Source organism: Streptomyces lanatus, from assembly GCF_014655715.1.
Taxonomy (GTDB): Bacteria; Actinomycetota; Actinomycetes; order Streptomycetales; family Streptomycetaceae; genus Streptomyces; species Streptomyces lanatus.
Genome location: NZ_BNBM01000050.1, coordinates 1 through 534 on the forward strand (window position 1 = coordinate 1; position 534 = coordinate 534).

Below are 534 nucleotides of genomic sequence, written 5' to 3' on the forward strand. Positions count from 1 at the left end.
AAAAGCAACGAGCAACCGGGCCGACAGTCACATGATCAACAGCTTCTGTTAGGACCTCTTAGGCCGCTTTCTCGCGAAGGCTTCCGCGTAGACGCTGCCGATCCCTTCATACGTCCGTGCCCTGGGCAGATGCGGCAGCACGTGGTCCGGATTCGCGCGGAACAGAAAACCTGTGTCGTGGAGCAGTTCCTGCACATGGGCAGGCCCTGCGACGGCCGCGTGGCCAAGGATATGCCGCAACACATAAGGCACCGTGGTGGCCCAGGAACGTGCGCCGGTCAGCGGATCGCGGCCGACCAGGCCACTGGCGAGCAGTCGGTCGACGAGAGCTGTGGCATCTGGGCATTGCCCCTGAAACTCGCCGGGCCTGGAGTGACCGCACAGATAGTCAGCAAGCCCCTGATGGAACAGGCGGTAGAGCACGGTGCCGTCGGCATCTACCGCGAGCCGCGTGTAGAAAAGGCACTCGTCCATAAAAACTCCTAACAAAATGAGTGTTGGGGAACGATAGGCTCGGTGGCCATGAGTCAGAGC

The 534-nt window shown here is 61.2% G+C and carries 1 protein-coding gene; it reads right to left on the minus strand.

All coding sequences use genetic code 11. The features are described 5' to 3' along the window. Window positions 1-48 precede the first annotated feature (48 nt). A partial coding sequence (locus IE325_RS45865) for a hypothetical protein (protein ID WP_229912581.1) occupies window positions 49-534 on the minus strand: 486 nt, incomplete at its 5' end.